At 29.7% G+C, this 4,687-nt stretch carries 5 protein-coding genes; all 5 read right to left on the minus strand.

All coding sequences use genetic code 11. The features are described 5' to 3' along the window. Positions 1 to 789: sensor histidine kinase KdpD (locus J7M77_RS04600; protein WP_296876473.1), on the minus strand; the 789-nt coding region annotated here is incomplete at its 3' end. After that, complete coding sequence (locus tag J7M77_RS04605) at positions 780 to 1,436, minus strand: response regulator transcription factor (protein ID WP_296876476.1); 657 nt, start codon at positions 1,434 to 1,436, stop codon at positions 780 to 782. The genes J7M77_RS04605 and J7M77_RS04600, both read right to left, overlap by 10 nt. A 5-nt stretch (positions 1,437 to 1,441) precedes the next feature. Beyond that, on the minus strand, positions 1,442 to 1,912 hold the full coding sequence (locus tag J7M77_RS04610; RefSeq protein ID WP_296876478.1) for a YbaK/EbsC family protein: 471 nt from the start codon (positions 1,910 to 1,912) through the stop codon (positions 1,442 to 1,444). 95 nt (positions 1,913 to 2,007) lie between these two features. Beyond that, positions 2,008 to 2,769, minus strand: coding sequence for a formate/nitrite transporter family protein (locus J7M77_RS04615; protein ID WP_296876480.1), 762 nt, complete (start codon positions 2,767 to 2,769; stop codon positions 2,008 to 2,010). 261 nt (positions 2,770 to 3,030) lie between these two features. After that, positions 3,031 to 4,242 (minus strand): MFS transporter, encoded by a 1,212-nt coding sequence (locus tag J7M77_RS04620; protein WP_296876482.1) that lies wholly within the window; start codon positions 4,240 to 4,242, stop codon positions 3,031 to 3,033. Positions 4,243 to 4,687: the final 445 nt, after the last annotated feature.

Below are 4,687 nucleotides of genomic sequence, written 5' to 3' on the forward strand. Positions count from 1 at the left end.
ATCATGAACCTCCGGTTCACGATAAAAACGAGAAAAAATCAATCCTTGTCTAGCTAAAGCTATTCCTTTTCCTTGATCATGAATACTTATTTTAGTAAATATTTCTTGCTGCTCTACTTTAATTTTAACTTTTGTATTAGCCTTACTATATTTAATAGCATTATCTAAAAGATTAAAGATCGCTTCACTTGTCCATTTTTGATCATGATTAACAATTAAATTTTCATCACAATCTACATATATATCAATATTTTTACTAATCGCTTTAGTCATGATCGTTTCAATTGCTTTAGACAAAGTATCACTAATCAAACAGGGCTGTTTTAAAATCGTGATCGTACCGGTTTCTAACCTAGACATTTTAATTAAACTTTCTAATAAAAAATCTAGTTTTTCACTCTGTTCCAATACTTTTTCCATCATTATTTTTTTATTTGCATCATCACTTTCTTGATGCAATAATTCTAAATATAATCTAATATTTGCCATCGGTGTTTTGATTTGATGTGCAATATTGGAAATTAATTCTTCTGTTTTTTCTTTTTCTAAACTAATTTCTTGATTTTTTTGTAAATAAAGCTGTGAGATTTGACTTAATTTAGTAGCTATTTTGCTATACAGCAGATCTTCGTTACAACTTTGTACATTTTGTTGATTTAATAATTTGTTTAAATCTAATTGCAATTTATCAATAAATATATCAAGATCTTTCTTTAATAAATAATATTTTTGAAGATAAACCAATAAAATAATTATTAAAGCAACAATAATAACGATCATTATTTCCATATATATCCCATTCCATATACATTATTAATATAACGATGCTTTTCATCTTCGATTTTCTTACGCAAACGATTGATATTTACATGTAAAGCATGCTTATCTAATAATTCTACTTTTTCTTCCCATAATAAATCTAAAAATAATGAATACGTCAACAATTTATCTTTATGTTCAATCAAGATTTTTAAAATACGATACTCTGTTGGCGTAACTAAACAGCTTTGCCCCTCTACTTTTACTAAACCCTGGTCAAAATTAACATAAAGAAAATCATCTTGAAAAATATTTTGCTTATTTTTTGATAACATAACAGCAATTTTTTTCATTAAAACTTTTAATGAAAAAGGTTTGGTAACATAATCATCGCCACCTAATTCATAGCCTTTTAATAAATCACTTTCTAAATCACGCGCTGATAAAAACAATACCATCATCGAATACTTACTCTTTACCCACTTACAAAAACTAAAACCATCATGATCAGGCAAATTTACATCTAAAATTATTAAATCAATTGAATTTGATTCAATTATATTCTTTCCTTCAAAGCAAGAAAAAGCCTGATAAACTTGATAACCCTCTTCTTTTAAAGCATAACTGATTCCTTGATTTAATTTATCATCATCTTCTAAAACTAAGATCTTATTCATCTTATCTACTCCACTTTTTTACACACATCGACCCAGCCGCTACTATTAGATAATTTTTCTAATTCAAAAATAGTGAGTTCAATAGCACTATGACCATTACCAGCGGCTGGATATACTTTTTCAAATCGTTTTAATGAAACATCCAAATACACCTTGACTCCTTCATTGATGGCAAAAGGACAAACACCACCAGGTTCATGACCAATATATTTGGCAACTAGATCACTAGGAATCATCTTAGCTTTTTGTTTGAACGTGGCTTTATATTTTTTGTTATCAATTTTAACATCACCCGCAGTAACGATCAAAATTGCTTTATCTTTTAATAAAAAAGACATTGTTTTAGCGATATGCATTGCCTTGCAGCCAAGCGCTAATGCTGCCTGCTCTACTGTAGCGCTAGAATTTTCTAACACGATTATTTTTTCTTCCATCTGCTTATTTTTAAAATATTCTTGTACTTTTTCTAATGACATCTTCATCTCTCCTAATTTAAGTATATTCAATCATTTATAATAAGTAAATAAACAAATTTCGATATTTAAAAATACGGCATTATGCCGTATTTTTTCTATCTTCTTTTTGGTTTGATCATCATAAATAGCGGTACCCCTAATAAAACACTACCACCAATAATATTTCCGGCAGTTGAAACCAGCATATGTAATGGCACTAATGACCAGTCAAAACTGCTACCTAGAGCTGTAATTCCTAAAGTAAAATTCCCCATATTAGCAATGCTATGTTCAAAACCTGGTAAAACAAAGGCCATAACGACTAACATCATAATTACTGTTTTAGCCGTATCATCTTGCATCTTCATTCCCACATAAGCTCCAACACAAACAATAAAATTACAAAGAATTCCTTTAATAAATAATTGTCCAACTGAAAATGTAAGTTTACCAGTTACTAGCGTAGTTACATATTCTTTCAATAAAGCTTGATTACTACCACTTTTAATAAATAAAAAACAAATTAATGCAATCCCAACAAAGTTACCAAGATAACAAATAATCCACATTGGAATAATTTGACGAAATTTAAGTTTTTTTCCATAAACAGGAATCATCGTTGTAAAACAATTACCAGTAAATAACTCTGATCCTAAAATTACAATAATTACAAGCCCAATTCCAAACGATGCCGCTACTGCAATCTTTGAAGCAATTAAATGATCTTTAAACAACAACGTTCCTAACGTAGTTGATAAAATTGTTGCTAGTCCTAAATATAGACCAGCGACAATTGATCTGGCAAAAAAACGTCCCTTTTCATCACGACACATTTCAAATTTTTTTATTCCTAAATCCGACAACATTTCAAAACTCATTATTTGACCCTCCAAATTGGTTTTATTATAAACCATAATTTCTTGAAGTTCAATAAATTATGGTACCTTTTGTCGAATCAAAAAACAAAACAATTACGTTAAATAGTTTATTTTTCGCAATCATGTTTATCTGTCTTATTTTAGTCTATACAGCTAGAATCAATACAAAAAGATCACATTAAAACTTTCTTTGTTATATCTGTTTTTTGGAAGTGAAAATCCTGCTCCATTAGACATACTTATAATAAAAAAGCCAGAATATTATCCTGACTTGATTATTTTTTCTTTTGGTATGTATTCTGCGATGATTTTTTCTGGCTGTTTCATAAACTTGATGGTCACAAAGACGATCACGAAACCAATTACAGTAACCCCCATAGAGAAATAAAGCATACTGTTTAAACCGAAACTATCTTGAAGAAATCCCCCAAAAACATTTCCAATTGTTGAACCAAAACCAGTGGTCATCATCGCTATCAATGTTTGACCCATAACTTGATGTTCTTCTTTGAGATAGTCATTTACATAATAAGTGATAACACCAGTAAAGAGTCCGTATGAGCATCCTTGAAACATCATCCCAATAATTAATACCGGTATATTAGGTGCTAAGCAAATAGTGAAATTTCGAGCAACATAGAAACATGAAGCCACAAGAAGAATGCTTGGAGCTTTATACTTCTTTAAAAGTGTATGAGCAATTCCCATAAATGGCATCTCACTAGCAGCCATCGCAAAAATTGCAATTCCATAAAGTGATGTCGATCCACCTAAGTTGGTTACAATATTGATCAAATAAACAGATAGTGCACTAGAAGCCGAAAACATGAATCCAACCCCTAACAATATCAAAAAGAAAACACGATATGTACTGATAACTGTCACGATCGATGATTTCTTTGTAGCTGTTTCATTTTCCTTAACTTCTACATCCTCCATTGAAAGTAAAACCACAAACATCAAGATTGCCGAAAATATAAACAGGTATGTACATACAGTTGGATTTATAAATTCAATCAACTGTCCTAATACAACAGCCGTAACTGCATAAGCAACTGATCCCATTCCACGAGATAAGCCAAAGTTTATATAGCGACCGGCTCTTAAGTAATCCATACAGATTGTAGATATTAATGGTACCGCTGATACTATAAAACAAATAATCAAAATATAAAGAATCATAACCAAAAAGACTGGTGCTGGTAGCAATGTAAAATAAAGCATTGCTGCTCCATTAAAGAGAAACATGATCAACAAGAGTTTCTTAATGGTCATACCTTTAATTTTTGATATGAGTGATGAAATCATCGGCGACAAAAAAATTGTAGAAACAGCGCCGATCCCGGTCACAATTCCAATTTCCCCATTGCTCATCCCCTTATATTGTAAAAAAACTGCAATAAAACCATAAACCGAACAGTAACTTGTCCAAAACAAAATGTGTAACAAGTTGTATTTCATCTGTAACTTCATTTTCTCTTCTCCCTTCATAATTTAATTTTATTAAAAAAATCATGATTTTTAAATAGAAAACACCAAAAATTATATCTTTTTTTCAATTTATTTAATATTTTATGGATTCAAAAATAAACCATCCTACGTTTTAAAATTTAAAGAATCATAACCGTTAAAATTATTTAAGTTGAAAAAATGTTAATACTACTTATGGCATTTCTTGAATGATTACTATGGACTTTTAACGTTGATCTTTCAAGACCAATTTTAGACAATTTCCTGGGAAATAATAGTTATACGATCATATATCTAGTTTTTGCGCTATCAATTTTTAGGGTCTTATTATTAGAATTTAAATTTAAGTTTAGGTATCAAAAAATAATCAGAAACTTTACATTATTTTTTTCTTAACTTGTTTATCAACATTTATCAGTGTAAAATATAATCATTGGAGGAGATACAA

The organism is Thomasclavelia sp. (genome assembly GCF_017889095.1).
Classification (GTDB): domain Bacteria; phylum Bacillota_I; class Bacilli_A; order Erysipelotrichales; family Coprobacillaceae; genus Thomasclavelia.